Annotated in this window: 13 protein-coding genes; 3 read left to right on the top strand and 10 right to left on the bottom strand. The window is 67.5% G+C overall.

Features of this window, described 5'->3' with window-relative positions:
• The first annotated feature begins 24 nt into the window (after nt 1-24).
• Entirely contained in the window at nt 25-891 is an 867-nt protein-coding gene (locus ACOZHM_RS19400) for an endonuclease/exonuclease/phosphatase family protein (protein ID WP_421570947.1), read from the top strand.
• 29 nt (nt 892-920) lie between these two features.
• On the opposite strand, the gene ACOZHM_RS19395 is transcribed toward ACOZHM_RS19400, so the two are convergent.
• The 7 genes from ACOZHM_RS19395 to ACOZHM_RS19365 form a co-directional block, all read right to left on the bottom strand.
• Entirely contained in the window at nt 921-1,187 is a 267-nt protein-coding gene (locus ACOZHM_RS19395) for a hypothetical protein (protein ID WP_421570946.1), read from the bottom strand.
• 150 nt (nt 1,188-1,337) lie between these two features.
• The gene (locus ACOZHM_RS19390; protein WP_421570945.1) at nt 1,338-2,768 is read right to left on the bottom strand and encodes an efflux transporter outer membrane subunit; all 1,431 of its coding nucleotides are present in this window, start codon (nt 2,766-2,768) and stop codon (nt 1,338-1,340) included.
• Nucleotides 2,762-3,499, bottom strand: a complete 738-nt coding sequence (locus ACOZHM_RS19385) for an SDR family oxidoreductase (RefSeq protein ID WP_421570943.1) — start codon at nt 3,497-3,499, stop codon at nt 2,762-2,764. Before ACOZHM_RS19385 ends, ACOZHM_RS19390 begins: the two co-directional genes overlap by 7 nt.
• A gap of 25 nt (nt 3,500-3,524) precedes the next feature.
• Entirely contained in the window at nt 3,525-6,695 is a 3,171-nt protein-coding gene (locus tag ACOZHM_RS19380; protein ID WP_421570942.1) for an efflux RND transporter permease subunit, read from the bottom strand.
• Between the two features lie 130 nt (nt 6,696-6,825).
• Nucleotides 6,826-8,028, bottom strand: a complete 1,203-nt coding sequence (locus ACOZHM_RS19375) for an efflux RND transporter periplasmic adaptor subunit (RefSeq protein ID WP_421570941.1) — start codon at nt 8,026-8,028, stop codon at nt 6,826-6,828.
• A 91-nt stretch (nt 8,029-8,119) separates the two neighbouring features.
• Nucleotides 8,120-8,893 (bottom strand): SDR family NAD(P)-dependent oxidoreductase, encoded by a 774-nt coding sequence (locus ACOZHM_RS19370; RefSeq protein ID WP_421570940.1) that lies wholly within the window; start codon nt 8,891-8,893, stop codon nt 8,120-8,122.
• Nucleotides 8,890-9,117 (bottom strand): hypothetical protein, encoded by a 228-nt coding sequence (locus tag ACOZHM_RS19365; protein WP_421570939.1) that lies wholly within the window; start codon nt 9,115-9,117, stop codon nt 8,890-8,892. Before ACOZHM_RS19365 ends, ACOZHM_RS19370 begins: the two co-directional genes overlap by 4 nt.
• 141 nt (nt 9,118-9,258) lie before the next feature.
• Here ACOZHM_RS19365 and ACOZHM_RS19360 point away from each other — a divergent pair, with 141 nt between their 5' ends.
• Complete coding sequence (locus ACOZHM_RS19360) at nt 9,259-10,281, top strand: LysR substrate-binding domain-containing protein (RefSeq protein ID WP_421570938.1); 1,023 nt, start codon at nt 9,259-9,261, stop codon at nt 10,279-10,281.
• A 91-nt stretch (nt 10,282-10,372) separates the two neighbouring features.
• On the opposite strand, the gene ACOZHM_RS19355 is transcribed toward ACOZHM_RS19360, so the two are convergent.
• Both ACOZHM_RS19355 and ACOZHM_RS19350 read right to left on the bottom strand, forming a co-directional pair.
• Nucleotides 10,373-11,068, bottom strand: coding sequence for an OmpA family protein (locus tag ACOZHM_RS19355; protein WP_421570937.1), 696 nt, complete (start codon nt 11,066-11,068; stop codon nt 10,373-10,375).
• A 118-nt stretch (nt 11,069-11,186) separates the two neighbouring features.
• Complete coding sequence (locus ACOZHM_RS19350) at nt 11,187-12,596, bottom strand: cryptochrome/photolyase family protein (RefSeq protein WP_421570936.1); 1,410 nt, start codon at nt 12,594-12,596, stop codon at nt 11,187-11,189.
• Nucleotides 12,597-12,800: 204 nt separating this feature from the next.
• Here ACOZHM_RS19350 and ACOZHM_RS19345 point away from each other — a divergent pair, with 204 nt between their 5' ends.
• Complete coding sequence (locus ACOZHM_RS19345) at nt 12,801-13,877, top strand: catalase family protein (protein WP_421570935.1); 1,077 nt, start codon at nt 12,801-12,803, stop codon at nt 13,875-13,877.
• Between the two features lie 99 nt (nt 13,878-13,976).
• Here the strand turns inward: ACOZHM_RS19345 and ACOZHM_RS19340 are convergent, their stop codons facing one another.
• A complete protein-coding gene (locus ACOZHM_RS19340) occupies nt 13,977-14,612 on the bottom strand; it encodes an inorganic diphosphatase (protein ID WP_421570934.1) in 636 nt (211 codons plus the stop codon).
• Nucleotides 14,613-14,845 lie beyond the last annotated feature (233 nt).

Below are 14,845 nucleotides of genomic sequence, written 5' to 3'. Positions count from 1 at the left end.
ATTTCACGGAATGGAGGGATTCCCATGTTGTCTCGTTTTCGCCGCCCGGCCCTGCTGGCCCTGATCGCAGTGGCCCTGCCGCTCGGCTCCGCCCTGGCCAAGGGCCCCGAGCCGTTGCGGGTAATGTCGTTCAACGTCCGCACGCCGGTGGATACCGAACCCAACAAGCGCTGGGAGGACCGTCGGGATGCGATGGTGACGCTGCTGCGCGAGCAGCACCCGGCAGTGTTCGGCACCCAGGAACTCAAGACCAACCAGGCCGACTACCTGGTGCAGCACCTGCCCGGCTACCGCTGGTTCGGCGACCCGCGCGGTCCTGGCGACAATGAAGAACACATGGGCGTGTTCTACGACAGCGCCGCGCTGAAGGTGGTGGAGTCGGGCAATTTCTGGCTGTCGGACACGCCGGACGTTGCGGGCAGCATCACCTGGGGCAACCTGATGCCGCGCATGGTCACCTGGGCATTGTTCCAGCGTGCTGCCGACGGCAAGCGCTTCTATCTGTACAACACGCACCTGCCCTACCGCGATGAAGACGAGCCGCGCCGCGTGCTGGGCGCCAGGCTGATCAGCCAGCGGCTGGCTGCGCTGCCGCAGGACGTTCCCGTGGTCGTGACCGGCGATTTCAACAGCGAGCCGGGCGGCACCACGTATGCAGCGTTCACGGAAACGCTGGGCGACGCACGCAAGCTGGCGCGCAAGGTCGAGGGACCGCGCCTGACGTTCCAGAATTTCAGCGATACGCCGACGGCCGAGATCGACTGGATCCTGGTGCGCGGCTTCGGCGTGAACCGCTTCAGCACGCTGGACCAGAAGCCGGGCGGCGTGGTGCCGTCGGATCACTATCCGGTGATGGCCGAGCTGGTGTTTCCGGCGAAGGTATCGCGCTGACCGGCAGTGGTGGAGGCATCCCGTTGCCGTCACCGCACACGTCGCAGCCCATCCAGCGCCCTGCACAGGGCCTGGTGCTGTTCGCGGGCCTGGCAGATCCGCGCACTGATCGCCAGGAACACGCCGACGCCCACTACCCCGATGCCAAGCAGGCCATCCGGCAGTCGCGCGAACCCGAGACTGACAGCGAGCGCGGCCACCACCAGCAGCACGATCACGCTGGCCGACAGACCCGAGTTGATCGGCACATGTACTTCGTGGACCGTGCGTGACGGCTTCCAGCAATTCCGTTGCATTCCACATCTCCCGGGCAGGCGGTGTTTTTAGCACTGCGCCGGTCGGCCCCGGCAGAGGCAAAGCCGTCAGCGCGGGGTTCCCCGGTACGCCATCGCGGCGAACCATTACAAAACAGGCAGAGGGCGACCCAAGTCGCCCTCTGCATCACCTCATCGCATCGTGCCGGCCACCGCAGGCGGTGCCGCGTCCTGCTGCTGGCCCCAACCGCCCAGCGCCTTGTACACACCCACCACGCTGACGTTGACGGTGGATTCCGCCGCCGCCAGCGCGTCGTCCGCCGCCAGCTGGGTACGTTGCGCATCGAGCAGGGTCAGGAAGTCCTCCGAACCCTCGCGATAGCGGATCTGCGCCAGCTGTTCGGCGCGCCGTGCGGCCTGCGCCTGCTCGGCGACAATCGCCAACCGGGCCTGCTGCTTGGCGTAACGGGTCAACGCGTTCTCGGTATCTTCCAGCGCCAGCAATACGGCCTTCTCATACTCGGCGGCCGCACCGTCGGCCTGCGCCTTGCTGGCGCGCAGCCGTGCCTTGACCGTGCCGAAGTCGAAGGCCGCCCAGCTGATCGACGGGGTCACCGACCAGGCCTTGTTGTTGCCGTTGACCAACCCGCTGGCATCGCCGGACAGGAAACCGACGAAACCGCTCAGGCTGATCCGCGGGAACAGGTCGGCGGTGGCCACGCCCACCCGCGCGGTGGCGGCGGCGAGGCGACGCTCGGCCACGCGCACGTCGGCACGCTGGCGCAGCAGGTCGGTGGTATCACCCAACGGCAATGCCTTGGCATACGGGGCCACGTCACGCGGTTCCAGCAGCGCGTCCAGCGCGTCCGGACGCTGGCCCAGCAATACCGCCAGGCGATGCCGCGACTGCACCTCGGCCACTTCCAGCAGCGGAATGTCGGCTTCGATCGCCTTCAACCGCGCGCGGCTGCTCTGCACATCCAGCTCGCTGCCGGCCCCCAGGTTCCAGCGGGTCTCGGTCAGCTTCTGGGTGTCGCGCAGGTTCACCAACGTGCGCTTGGCAACGTCGATGCGCTTCTGGGTACCGCGCAGCTCGAAGTAGTTGCGCGCCACTTCCGCGGCCACGGTGACCTGTGCGTCCGCCAGGTTGTCCTGCTCGGCGCCGAGGTCGGCACGCGCCGCTTCGGCGGCACGCCGCTGGCGCCCGAACAGGTCCAGCTCCCAGCCGGCATCGAAGCCGAGCTGGTAGGTCTCGCTGAAGACACGCTCACCGCTGGCGGTGAGATCCGGCTGCTTGCGGCGGTCGTAACTACCGCCGCTGGTGACGTGCGGCAGCTGGTCCAGGCGCTGCTCGACGAATACCGCGCGTGCCTCGCGCACCCGCGACATCGCGATGCGCAGGTCGAGGTTGTCGCCCAGCGCGTCATGCACCAGCTGTTCCAGCACCGGGTCATCGAACTGCGCCCACCAGCTGGCCACCGGCGAGGTGGTGCTGAAAACCGGCGCGGCCGCGCCCTGCAGGACCACCGGCTGCGCCGGCGGTGCCTGGTAGTTGGGGCCGACGCTGACGCAGCCGGCCAGCAGCGCGCTGGCGACGGCGGCGGTCAACACACGGATCACCATGGCAGCACCTCGCCCAGGTAGGTGAAGCTGCCATTGGGGCCGTCGGCACCGATCAGCGCCATGCCAACGCTGGAGCGTGCGCCGTCGGCGATCTCCAGCTCGCCCTCGCCACTGTTCATGTCGGTCTTCACGTAACCCGGGTGCACGGTGTTGACCTTGGTGGTGCTCTCGCGCAGCTCGTAGGCCAGCTGCACGGTCCAGGCATTCACCGCGCTCTTGGAGGCGTTGTAGGCCGGTACGGCGAAGCCGTAGATCGGCGACCCCGGCTGGCTGTGCAGGGTGAGCGAGCCCAGGATGCTGGACACGTTGACGATGCGGCCGGCCGGCGACTGGTTGAGCAGCGGCAGGAAGGCCTGGGTCACGGCGATCACCGCGAACAGGTTGGTGTCGAAGGTGCTGCGCCAGGTGTCCAGGGTCTGCGCCGACGGGGCCAGCGCCGGGTTGTCGACCAGGATGCCGGCGTTGTTGACCAGGATGTCGAGGCGGCCGTGGCGGTCAGTGATCTCCTGCACGGCAGCCGCGATGCTGGCGGCGTCGACCACGTCGAGCTGGATCGCTTCCACCGGCAGGCCTTCGGCCTGCAGCTTCAGCGCCTCGGCCACGGCGGTGTCGCGCTTGCGCCCGGCCAGCAGCGTGTGCACACCGGCCTGGGCCAGCTGGCGGACGGTTTCCAGGCCGATGCCACGGGTAGCGCCGGTGACCAGCGCGATCTTGGAAGTAGCGGTATTCATGGGTAAGTCCTCGTGGGGGTCGGGATCAATGATGGAGGGTGGATTCGCCGTGGGCGACCAGCTTGCCGCCGCCATTGCGGCTCACGAACTTGCGCAGCGCCACGTAGAACACCGGGGTCAGGAACAGGCCGAACAGGGTCACGCCCAGCATGCCGGCGAACACGGTAATACCGGTTACCGAACGCACCTCCGCACCGGCGCCGTGCGAGAGCACCAGCGGAATGGTGCCGGCGATGAACGCGATGGAGGTCATCACGATCGGACGCAGACGCAGGCGGCAGGCTTCCAGCGCGGCTTCCACGATCCCCTTGCCGCCCATTTCCAGTTCGCGGGCGAATTCGACGATCAGGATCGCGTTCTTGCACGCCAGGCCCATCAGCACCACCAGGCCCACCTGCACGAACACGTTGTTGTCACCGCCGGTCAACCATACGCCGAACAGTGCGGACAGCAGCGTCATCGGCACGATCAGGATCACCGCCAGCGGCAGCGACCAGCTTTCATACAGCGCGGCCAGCACCAGGAACGCCAGCAGGATGGCCACCGGGAACACGATGAAGGCGGCCTTGCCCTGGGTGGCCTGCTGGTAGCTCAGGTCGGTCCACTCGGTGGTCATGCCCACCGGCAGCACCTTGGCGGCGATGGCGGTCAGGTTGTTCATCGCCTCGGCCGAGGACAGCAGGCGCGGGTCGGCTTCGCCGGCCAGGTCGGCCGCCGGGTAACCGTTGAAGCGCAGCACCGGGTCCGGGCCGTAGGTTTCCTTGACGGTCACCATCGAGCCGATCGGCACCATCTCGCCACGGTCGTTGCGGGTACGCAGCTTGCCGATGTCTTCGACGCTGTTGCGGAACTGGCCGTCGGCCTGCGCGATCACCTGCCAGGTGCGCCCGAACTCATTGAAGTCGTTGACGTACGACGAGCCCAGGTAGGTCTGCAGCGTGTCGAACAGTTCGGTCAGCTGCACGCCCTGCGCCTTGGCCTTGACCCGGTCCACCTCGGCATCCAGCTGCGGCACGTTGGCCTGGTAGCTGGTGATCGGGAACGCCATGCCCGGGGTCTGCGCCACCGCGCCCTGCATCTGGCTCACCGCCGTCTGCAATGCGCCATAGCCCAGGTTGCCGCGGTCTTCGATGAACATCTGGTAGCCGTTGCCGTTGCCCAGGCCCAGGATCGGCGGCGGCATCATCGCGAAGGCGAAGCCTTCCTGCAGCCCGGCGATCTTCTGGTTGATCTCCGCATTGATCTGCGCGGCGGTACGGCCATGACGCTCGTTGAACGGCTTGAGCGGAATGAACGCCACGCCGGTGTTGGGCGTGTTGGTGAACTGCAGCGCGTTCAGGCCCGGGAACGAAATGGTGTGGGCCACGCCATCGGTTTCCTGCGCGATCTTGGCCACCTTGCGCAGCATTTCATCGGTGCGCGCGATGGACGAGCCTTCCGGCAGCTTCACGCCCGCGATCAGGTACAGCTTGTCCTGGGTCGGAATGAAGCCCGGCGGCACCACCTTGAAGATGAAGCCGGTGGCGACCAGCAGCACCGCGTACACCACGAACACCGCACCGCGACGACCGAGGATCTTCGAAACACCGCGCTCGTACTTCTCCGAGCTGGACTTGAAGAAGCGGTTGAACGGGCGGAACACCCAGCCGAACAGGCGGTCGATGATCCGGGTCGGGGCATCCTTGGCGGCATCGTGAGGCTTGAGCAGGCGCGCGGCCAGGGCCGGCGACAGGGTCAGCGAGTTGATGGCCGAGATCACCGTGGAGATGGCGATGGTGACCGCGAACTGCTTGTAGAACTGGCCGGTGACGCCCGACAGGAACGCCATCGGCACGAACACGGCGCACAGCACCAGCGCGATCGCGATGATCGGGCCGGACACTTCCTTCATGGCCTGGTGTGCCGCGGCGAGCGGGGTCAGGCCTTCCTCGATGTTGCGCTCGACGTTCTCCACCACCACGATCGCGTCATCGACGACGATGCCGATCGCCAGCACCAGCCCGAACAGGCTCAGCGTGTTGATCGAGAAGCCCAGCACATACAGCGCGGCAAACGTACCCACGATGGACACCGGCACGGCGATCAGCGGAATGATCGAGGCGCGCCAGGTCTGCAGGAACAGGATCACCACCAGCACCACCAGCGCGATGGCTTCCAGCAGCGTGGAGACCACGGCCTTGATCGAGTCACGCACGAAGATGGTGGTGTCGTACACCGCCTCGTACTTGACGTCGTTGGGGAAGGTCTTCTGCATCTCGTCCATCGTGCCGATCACCGCATCGCGGATCTCCAGCGCGTTGGCACCCGGGGCCTGGAAGATGCCGATGCCCACCGCGTTCTTGCCATCCAGCTGCGAACGCAGGGTGTAGTCACCTGCACCCAGTTCCACACGGGCCACGTCGGACAGACGCACCACTTCACCGTCGGTACCGGCCTTGAGCACGATGTCGCCGAACTCCTGCTCGCTGCGCAGGCGGCCCTGCGCGTTGATCAGGGTCAGGAACTGGCTGTTGGGCATCGGTTCGGCGCCGAGCTGGCCGGCCGACACCTGCACGTTCTGCTCGCGCATGGCGCGCACCACGTCGCTGGCGGTCAGGCCGCGCGCGGCCACCTTGTCCGGGTCCAGCCACGCACGCATGGCGTAGTCGCCGCCACCGAAGATCTGCGCATCACCCACGCCCTGGATGCGCGCGAGCGCGTCCTTGACGTGCAGGCGGGCGTAGTTGCGCAGGTACAGCGTGTCGTACTTGCCGTTGGGCGAGGTCAGGTGCACCACCATCAGGAAGGTGGGCGACTGCTTCTGGGTGGTCACACCCTGCCGCCGCACGTCTTCGGGCAGGCGCGCCTGCGCCTGGGCGACGCGGTTCTGCACCTTCACCGCCGCGTCGTCCGGGTCGGTGCCCGGGCGGAAGGTGATGGTCATCTGCAGCACGCCATCGGAGCCGGCCACCGACTTGAGGTACATCATGCCCTCAACGCCGTTGATCGCCTCTTCCAGCGGGGTGGCCACGGTCTCGGCGATCACCTTCGGGTTCGCGCCCGGGTAGACGGTGCGCACGACGACCGACGGCGGCACCACTTCGGGGTACTCGCCGATCGGCAGCATCGGTATGGAGATCAGGCCGGCGGCGAAGATCACGATCGACAACACCGCCGCGAAAATCGGCCTGTCGATGAAGAAACGGGAAAAGTCCATTAGCGGATTCCTGGGGTTTTCGCCAACGCCGGCGTGCAGCACCCCTGCCGCTGTCGCAGGCGACAGCGGGAGCAGTGCCCCACGGGGCGTTGAAAGACACGGGGTAGAGCCGACTGTTAGTCGGCTGCTTTCAATTCAACGCAACAGGACCCGAAGCCGCCGCCGGCTGCATCGCAACCGCCTTGGCCTGCACCGGCATGCCGGGCATGAAGACCTTCTGCACGCCGTCGATGATCACCCGGTCGCCGGCCTTCAGTCCCTGCTGCACGATGCGCAGGCCTTCGGCGGTACGACCCAGCTGGATGTCGCGGCGCTGCGCCTTGCCGTCCTTGTCGACCACGTACACGTACTTGCGGTCCTGGTCGGTGAGCACGGCCTTGTCGTCGATCAGCATGGCCTGGAACTCGCCGCTGCCGAGCAGCTGCACGCGGGCGAACAGGCCCGGGGTGAAGGCGCGGTCGGCATTGTCCAGCAACGCCCGCACGCGGATGGTGCCGGTGCTGCGGGTCACCTGGTTGTCCAGGAAGTCGACCTTGCCTTCGTGCGGATGGCCCTCCTCGCCCGACAGGCCCACCTTCACCGGCAGGTCGCTGTCGCGCTCGCTCGGGCGCTCGCCCTTGCGCGCCATCTGGGCGTAGCGCAGGAAGGTGCCCTCGTCGGCATCGAAGTACACGAAGACCTTGTCCAGCGAGACCAGCGTGGTCAGCACGCTGGCGCTGTCGCCGGCGGTGACCAGGTTGCCGGCGGTGACCATCGCGCGGCCGGCACGGCCATCGATCGGAGCGCGCACCTTGGTGAATTCCAGGTTCAGTGCCGCCGCATCCAGCGCGGCCTGTGCGGCCTGCACGCTGGCACCGGCCTGGTCGGCGGCGGCGCGGCGCTGCTCCCAGGTCTCGGTCGAAATGGCCTGCTGGTCGGACAGCTTCTTGGCACGCTCCGATTCGCCGCGGGCCAGCGTGGACTGGGTACGGGCACGGGCGAGTTCGGCGCGGGCACGGTCGTACTCGGCCTGGTAGCTGCGGGCGTCGATGGTGAACAGGACATCGCCCTTCTTCACCTCTTCGCCCTCAACGTAGTTGACCTTGTCGATGTAGCCGGACACGCGCGGACGCAGCTCGACGCTCTGCACGGCTTCAACGCGGCCGCTGAAGTCGTCCCACTGGCTGACCGGCTTGATCAGTACCGGCGCGGCGCTCACCGACGGCGGCGGCGGCATGCCGGCTTCTTCGGCGTGGCCGCCACTGCAGGCGGCCAGCACGGCCGCGGCGAGGATCGACACCCCGGCCATGGCCAGCCGTCGGGTGAAACGAGAGGAAGTGGAAATTGGGGTCATGACATGCATCCGTACGTAGGGGTGGTGATACGAAATCGGGCGTGCTGGGCAGCGTGGGTGGCGAAGCTTGAGACCTCAACCTTGGTAGAGGTCAAGCGGCACCGGCGGTGTTGTGCGACAGGGGGGGAGGCCAATCCCGATGCAGCAGCCCGCGCGGCAGTTCGGCGTCGCGGGTGTCGCAGCGGACGATGGCGCGGTTGTCGATACAGTTGTCGAGCAGCGACACCAGCCGGCGCCCGACCAGCAGCGCGCTCGGCCATTCGATGCAGGCATTGGCGGCGTTGGTCGGCGTGCACACCGGATTGCACACTTCCAGCATCTGCGCGCGCACGCCCAGCGCCTGCGCTTCCTGGTGCAGCACCTGCGCGTACATGCGCGTGGCCGACATGGTGATGGACGACTCACCGTGCCCGGCCCAGGGCTTGAAGCCCGCCGGGCCGCCTACCAGCACATAACGGCGCGCATGCGCGCCGCCGCGCAGCAGCGGCAGCAGATGGCGGCCGGCGTGCACGTGCGGCATCACGTCGGCCTGCAGCGCCTGCAACAATGCGTCGCCGCTGCGGTCGGTCACCCGGCCGCGGTTGTAGGGGCCGCCCATTGCGTCCACCACCGCCGCCAGCGGACGACGGCGCAACAGCATCCGCTCGGCCACAGTGCGGGCCGAGCCATCGTCGCCGAGCGAACCGAGCAGGGTCTCCAGCCCCGGCTCGTCGGCGAACTGTTCCTGCAGGGCCGCCAGCCGCTGGGGATCGCGGCCGACCACCAGAACCGGGCTGCCGGCCTCCAGCAGCGCAGCCACGATGCCCTGCCCGACGCTACCGGTGCCGCCCAGCACCAGCACTTCGGGGGCCAGCGTCCCACTCATGGGACTTTAACTCCCGACACCGGGATAATCCCAATTCGACCCAGTCGACCACCGTTGCGGGCGCCCAGGGTCAGGCTGCCACCGCGCTGCATGTTGGCGGGGGGAGTGAACTCGCGGAAAGCCTTGTGGGAGAAGGCCGAAGGGCGCTTCTCAACGGTCAGGGCAAGATCCAGCGAGGGCTGGCGGCCGCTCAGTACGCGGCCAAGAATGTTCTGCAACCACATGGTTGGCGTCCTCCAATTCGGGAATGGCGCCAGATTAGTCCTCGAACTCCCCCTTGATTAGTCCGGATTAAGGGGAATAATCGTCCCGTACCCGGCACAATCTTTCGGGCACCCTATCCCCACCCCGATTTGGACATCGCCATGGCCCACGATCTCAACGACACCCTGATCTTCGTCAAGGTGGTCGAGCAAGGCAGCTTCATTGCGGCTGCCAACGCGCTCGGCCTGCCCAAGACCACCGTCAGCCGCAAGGTGCAGGAGCTTGAGACGCGCCTGGGCGCGCGCCTGCTGCACCGGACCACCCGGCGGCTGGGCCTGACCGAGGCCGGCTCGGTCTACCACGAGCATTGCCAGCGCATCGCACGCGAGCTGGAAGAGGCAGAGGGTGCGGTGAACCAGCTGCAGTCTGGTCCGCGCGGCTGGTTGCGCTTCACCGTGCCGTATTCGATCGGCATCACCTGGATCGCGCCGCTGCTCGGTCAGTTCCATGCGCAGTACCCGGAAATCCAGTTGGACATGCACCTGGGCAACGAAAAGCTGGACCTGATCGCGGGCGAAGCCGACCTGGCGCTGCGCGTGGGTACCCTGCCCGACTCCAACCTGGTGGCGCGCAAGCTGGGCAGCCTGCGTACGCAGGTGTTCGCCAGCCCGGCCTACATCGAACGCTACGGCGAGCCGCTGCATCCGGATGAACTGCAGTTCCACCGCATCCTGGCGATGCGCAAGGCGCGCAACCTCAACAACAACCGGTTCTTCTGGCAACTGGGCGAGAACGGTGGCGACCTGCGTGATTTCCCGGTCAATCCGCTGCTGGTGGCCAACGATCCGTCCGCGCTCAATGGCGCGCTGGTCTGCGGCGAAGGCCTGCTGCTCACCGGCGACGTGATGGCCAAGCCGTTCGTGGAATCGGGCATGGTGCGCCGCGTGCTGGCCGGCTGGACCGGCCCGGAAGTGGACTTCAACGCGGTGTTTGCCGGCGGCCGGCTGGTCTCGCCCAAGGTGCGCGCGTTCGTCGACTTCCTGGTGGAGAAGCTCAACTTCGACGCCAACTACATGCTGGCCCAGTGCCCGAACGCGAAGTTTGCCAAGCAGCAGCAGAAGGAAGCGGAGGCGGAGCTGCAGGAGACCGGGAAGCGGATTCTGGAGACGGTGACGGCGGGGTAGGATCGAGATACAAAAATGCCGCCCATTGGGGCGGCATTTTCGCATTGCGCCGGCATTGCCGACGCAATGCAATAAAACGCGCGGGCGCGTTTTATTGTTGCAACGGAATCACGCGGATTTCGACGCGGCGGTTCTTGGCGCGGCCGGCATCGGTGCTGTTGTCGGCGATCGGGTACGCCTTGCCGGCGCCCAGCGTCTCGATGCGCACGCTCTGCACGCCCTGGCCGGTCAGGTACTGTGCCACCGAATCGGCACGCTCCTTGGAGAGCTTGTTGTTCACCGCATCGCTGCCGATGCTGTCGGTATGACCGACCACTTCAATCATGGTCTGGTTGTACTCGTTGAGGGTGCTGGCCACCCCGTTGAGCGCGCCATAGAACTGCGGCTTCAACGCGGACTTGCCGAAGTCGAACGTCACGCCGTCCGGCAGGTTCAGCACGATGTTGTCGCCCTGGCGCTGCACGTCGATACCGGTGTTGGCGGTACGCTCACGCAGCTCCCGCTCCTGCTTGTTCTGATACGCACCGACGCCGGCACCGGCCAGCGCGCCGATACCTGCGCCCACCATCGCGTGCTGGCGACGCTCGGTGGCGCTGTCACCGGTCAGCAGGCCGGCGGCGACGCCGATGGCGGTGCCGATCAGCGCATTGCGGCCGGTGTTGCTCTTCTGCTGCGTCGGGTTGCCGTACTGGTCGCTCTGCACGTAGGAACCGCCGGTGGCGCAGGCCGACAAGGCGGCAGCGGTCATCAGGGCCAGGGCCACGTTGCGGGGTGCGGATCGGATCATGTGTTTTCTCCTAAGTTGCCGGCGGTCGGCGTGCGAACGGCGAGAAGCATAAACACGCAAACGCGATGCCGGCATGATGAACACGCACATATTCGGCATTTCATTCAGGTTTCTGTCGCTAGCCCGTATGGCGATAGGCGGCCAGCGCCGCCTCTCTCCCCGCCGCCAGATCGACCAGCGGCACGGCCGGATAGCCGGGCGCAAGCTCGGCCAGCAACGCCGGCGACTGCCACGGCGCGAACCGCGCCTTCACCGGCAACGGCGCCAGCTCCGGCACCCAGCGGGTGATGTAGCGGGCCTGCGGATCGAACTTCTGCGACTGCGTGACCGGGTTGAAGATGCGGAAATACGGTGCCGCATCCGCCCCGGTCCCTGCGACCCATTGCCAGCCCATGGTGTTGTTGGCCAGGTCGGCATCCACCAGCGTGTCCCAGAACCAGCGCGCGCCGTGCAGCCAATGCTGACGCATATGCTTGCACAGGAAGCTGGCCACGATCATGCGCACGCGGTTGTGCATGTAGCCGGTGGCCCACAACTCACGCAGGCCGGCGTCGACGATCGGTACGCCGGTACGTCCCTGCTGCCAGGCCTGCAGCTGCGCCGCGTTCGGCTTGGCCCAGTTGAAGCCCGCGAAGCGCGGGTTGAGATTGTGCTCGGGCGTCTGCGGGAAGTGATGCAGCAGATGGTAGGAAAATTCGCGCCAACCCAGCTCACGGATATAGCCGTCGATGTCGGCATCGCGGCTGGCGCTGCGTTCGGTCTCCAGGCGCCGCACGATCTGCCACGGGGATATCTCGCCGAAATGCAGGTGCGGCGACAACAGCGAGGTGCCGACACGATCCGGCAGATCGCGTTGCTGCCGATAGCCGTTCAACGCGCCGTCGATGAACACCCCCAGCGCCTCGTCGGCCCCGGTTTCGCCGGGCTGCCAGTGCTCCCAGAACTGCTTGTCCCAGTCCAGTTGCGGCGCCAGCTGCAGCGTTTCCAGCGCCACACCCCGCACGTCATGCGTGGGCAGCGTGGCCGGCAGCGCAGGGGCCGCCGGCAGGTGCATGCGGGTCAGCGCGTTGCGCCAGAACGGGGTGAATACTTTGTAGGGCCCGCCCTGCAGGGTCGCGATGTCCCACGGCTCGAACATCAGGCTGCCGTTGTGGCTGTTCGCATCGATCCCCTGTTCGCGCAGTTCGCGCTTGATGCGGGCATCGCGCGGCTGGGTGGCCGGTTCGTATTTGCGGTTCCAGTGCACCGCGACCGCACCGGTTTCCTCGATCAGTGCCTGCAGCTGCGCCTGGCTGTCGCCCTGGCGCACCACCAGCGCGGAGCCGCGCGCCCGCAGGTCTGCGTCGAGTGCGGCCAACGACCGGTGCAGCCACGCATTCGATGCGCCGCCCGGCGCCCATGCGCCCTCCTCGTCCGGCGCATGGATGTATACCGGCACCGGGACATGACCTGAATCGAGCGCGGCCTGCAGCGCCGGGTTGTCCTGAAGACGCAGATCGCGGCGAAACCAGACCAGAGCTACCGACACGGACACCGCCTACGCTTGAAAGGAGCCCACATGATAGCGGCCACCAGTGAAGGCTCCGCACGCGCTCTTCGCGCGCCCGGCATGCTGCCTGCACCGGGCGTGCACGGCACACACGACAAGGTGGCCACGTGCCCCAGCCACGCGCAGCCAAGGCCGCCAACCGGCTTGCGGGTGCCCTCCTCCCAGCCTCCGGATGCCATCGCCATGTCCCCTCTCCTGCCCGCCGTGGCCTATTCCCCCGATGTCGAACGGCCCGAACCGGACGAGCAGGCCACCATCGCCGAACTGGTGAAGGTGTTCACCGACATGGCCGGCGTCGTGGCCGACCACGAGGGCCATGCGCACCGTGCGGTCCACGCCAAGGGCCACGCACTGCTGCGCGGGCGTTTCCGCGTACTGGACGGACTGGCACCCGAGCTGCGCCACGGCCTGTTCGCCGCGCCGGCCGAGTACAACGCGTTGGTGCGGCTTTCATCGCCCCCGGCCGAACAACTGCCGGACACCGTGTCCACGCCGCGCGCGATGGCGGTAAAGCTGCTGGACGTGCCGGGGCCGCGAGTGGAAGGCGGCGACGAACTGCACAGCCAGGACTTCCTGATGGTCAATGGCCCGGCCTTCAACACGCCGGGCATCAGCGGCTTCCTGCGGTCGGCGAAATTGCTGGCGGCTACCACCGAACGCATGCCGCGCACCAAGCAGGTGCTATCGGCCACGCTGCGCGGCACCGAAGCGGCACTGGAAGCCGTGGGCGGGCAAAGCGCCACGCTCAAGGCGTTGGGTGGCGAACCGCAGCATCACCCACTGGGCGAAACGTTCTTCACCCAGGTGCCGTTCCGCTACGGGCCGTACATGGCCAAGTTCTCGTGGGTGCCGGTGTCGCCGGCGCTGAAGGCGCTGACCGGGGAGAAGCTCGACGCGGCACCGGATACGCAGCGCGAGGCAGTGGCGGCGTTCTTCGCGCAGCCCGGTGCTGTGGCCGAGTGGGAACTGCGGGTGCAGCTCTGCCGCGACCTTGAAAAGATGCCGATTGAAGACGCCTCGGTGGTGTGGCCGGAAGAGATCAGCCCCTATCTGCCGGTCGGCCGCCTCGTGGTGGGTGCGCAGTCCTCATGGAGTGCCGACGCCGAGGCGACCGAAGACAGCCTGGCCTTCGCTCCGTGGCATGCATTGGCCGCCCACCAGCCGCTGGGCAACCTCAACCGCGCCCGCCGCGTGGTGATGGCCGCATCGCGCCAGTTCCGGTCCACGTTCAATCGTTGCCCGATCCACGAGCCAAGATGATGCACAACGCCCGTAGAGCCACCCCATGGGTGGCTGCGCACGGTGTCGGAACCAGGCAGCCACCCATGGGGTGGCTCTACGTCAGCGAGCCGGTCTCGATCAATCGCCCTTGGCGCGCCGCTGTTGTGCGTCGAAGCGCTGCATGGACTGGCGGATCAGCACCTTTGCTTCCGCCGCGTTGCCCCAGCCGTTGAGCTGGACCGGGTTGCGGCCTTCGGGCAGGTCCTTGTAGACGCGGAAGAACGCCTCGATGCGCTGGCGCTCGATCAGCGGCAGGTCCTGCAGGTCGCGGATGTTGGCGTAGGTCGGATCGATCTTGTCGGTGGGTACGCCGATGACCTTCTCGTCGTTCTCGCCCTTGTCGACCATCTTGAGGTAGCCGATCGGGCGGAAGCGCACGATGACGCCCGGGTGCAGCGGCTCGCGGGTCAGCACCAGCGCATCGAGCGGATCGTTGTCGCCGGCCAGGGTGCGCGGCATCGAACCGTAGTTGGCCGGGTATGCGACCGGCATCGACTGGAAGCGGTCCACGTGGACCAGCCCGTCTTCCTTGATCTCGTACTTGGTGAAGCTGCCGGCGGGAATCTCCACCGCGAGGTTGGCCTCTTCCGGTGCTTCCTTTGGCTGTGCAGCCAGGAACGGGTGAAGTACGGCATTGCCGGCAAGGCTGGCGCCGCTGAGCAGGAGCAGTGCGACGGCAACGGCGGTCAGGGGCAGAAGGCGGTGGGCGTGCATGGGGTCTCCAAAGAATCAGCCGGGCAGAGCCCGGCTCTACAGCGTAGCGGGGGGGGGGGGGGGGGGGGGGGGCAGGGGGCGCACCCGAGGGGGGGGGCGGGGGGGGGGGGGGGGGGGGGGGGGGGGGGGGGGGCGCGGGGGGGGGGGGGGGGGGGGGGGGGGGGGGGGGGGGGGGGGGGGGGGGGGGGGGGGGGGGGGGGGGGGGGGGGGGGGGGGGGGGGGGGGGGGGGGGG

The sequence above is a fragment of the Stenotrophomonas sp. PD6 genome, from assembly GCF_049199305.1.
GTDB lineage: Bacteria > Pseudomonadota > Gammaproteobacteria > Xanthomonadales > Xanthomonadaceae > Stenotrophomonas.
The sequence above is the reverse complement of the archived record's forward strand: the minus strand, read 5'-3'. Positions and strand labels throughout refer to the sequence as shown.